Below are 1,669 nucleotides of genomic sequence, written 5' to 3' on the forward strand. Positions count from 1 at the left end.
TGCGTGTATCGTGAAGTCATCTGTGCAAGTTACCTGAGGTTCAGGTGTTGCACTTCAGATTTGAGACCGCCGATTAAATTTTAGAGATACCGCCTTCAGACGCACCAATAAATAGTTTTTGCATTCTCTTGTTTCCAATATGGAAAATTAATTTCGAAGCCATATAATCCAAAAATGAAAGCCAAACAACCGCATCAGCTTCTTTGAAAATCAAGTGGCCACTATTGAGGCAATTCAAAAAAGTTTTTAGCTGAGAATATAAATCCAGCTCCGAACTCAAAAAAGCCAAGCTCAGAATTTCTAGCAATTCTGGATTTAGACCAACCCCATCACTATAGTAATGAAACCAGGAATCATGAATTAGCCAAGCGGTTAATTTTGTATTAGAACATGCATCAAAATAGTTCAAGTAAACATGTAGATTAAGATCAAGTTCACTAGAAACGTCTTCAACATGATATTGGATTACAGCATCTTCAAGTATTTCTTTCAGAAAAACCAAACGATCTTCAATTCTTTCAACATCCGCAGCACTGAGCTCTTTTTCAAACGACGTCCATAAATCTGGATTCAACATCATTACCTCGACAATGGTTCATTTGCTGCACGCTCCCACTCGGGCAGCATGGACGGAGGTGTTGTGCAATGGAGCTTTACGCGCCTGATTGCATCTTTCAATGCCTCTTGCAATTGCGGTATCGCTTTAGCATGACCAGCATCTCGGCCACGAGCCCCCCCCAGATTCGTACTGCGGCAACCGCTTGGTAGTTAATTTCCAATAAGCGTTCGAGGCGTCAACAATTGCTTTCTCGCACGCCTTATTGCAATCGTCAGGAAAGACTATAGGCGGAGGTATTCGAATAGGCTTTGGGAGCATCCCTGCTTCGTTGCAGGTGGCCGCATTCGCAGGACTCTGGTAACACCACTGTACGGAGGTCTGTAAACCCTCTGGATCGATCCCGCTCAGCGGGTTTCCCCCCACATAGCTAAACCGATTCCACCCCCCGTTGAGTCCGATGGGGTCACTCTGCGTGTAGCGTCCTGTGCGCGGATCGTACGAGCGGAAGTAGTTGTAATGCAACCCGCTCTCTTCATCAAAGTACTGCCCCGGATAGCGCAGGTTGAAGCGCACAGGCGGGATGTTCGTTGCACCCGTCGTGGGGTTCGTCGTTTCGTTGGTAAACCGCTGCGCCCCCAGCGTGGGGGCTTCGTCGCCATAGGGGGTGTAGGCCCATTGCCAGGCGGCCTGCCCGTCGGCCTGGGTCAGGCGCCGGGGCGTGCCCAGGTGGTCGGTGTGGATGGCGTACAGGCGGCCGTCGATCTCTGCGGCAATGGGGATGGGGCCTTGGCTTGTGGGCAGGTACAGGTATTGGCTTTGCCCTGCGCTTTGTGCACCGCCTGTGCCGTATTCGCCCAGCAGGCTGCCTTCTTCGTCGTACACATAGGCCCAGCCCAGGTGTTCGGCGTCGCTCTTGGCGGGGCTCCACAGGCGGGCGAAGAAGTGGGCCAGGGTTTGCAGCAGGCCGGGGTCTTCTTCCTCGTCGTCCAGGGCGCCGTCTTTGCTGCTGGCTGCGGCATACAGGGGCTCGGTCTTGAAGACGCGCTGGCCCAGGGCGTTGTGGGCGTATTTGGTGGTGGGTGCGTCCGGGCCCTGGCCCGTCTGGCTGCT

The 1,669-nt window shown here is 52.5% G+C and carries 2 protein-coding genes; both read right to left on the reverse strand.

The genetic code is table 11. The annotated features are described in order from the left end of the window. Positions 1-73: 73 nt before the first annotated feature. Complete coding sequence (locus D8S75_RS17540) at positions 74-577, reverse strand: hypothetical protein (RefSeq protein ID WP_157982680.1); 504 nt, start codon at positions 575-577, stop codon at positions 74-76. Positions 578-703: 126 nt separating this feature from the next. After that, positions 704-1,669: RHS repeat-associated core domain-containing protein (locus D8S75_RS17895; protein WP_269814006.1), on the reverse strand; the 966-nt coding region annotated here is incomplete at its 5' end.

The organism is Simplicispira lacusdiani, from assembly GCF_003604195.1.
GTDB lineage: Bacteria > Pseudomonadota > Gammaproteobacteria > Burkholderiales > Burkholderiaceae_C > Simplicispira > Simplicispira lacusdiani.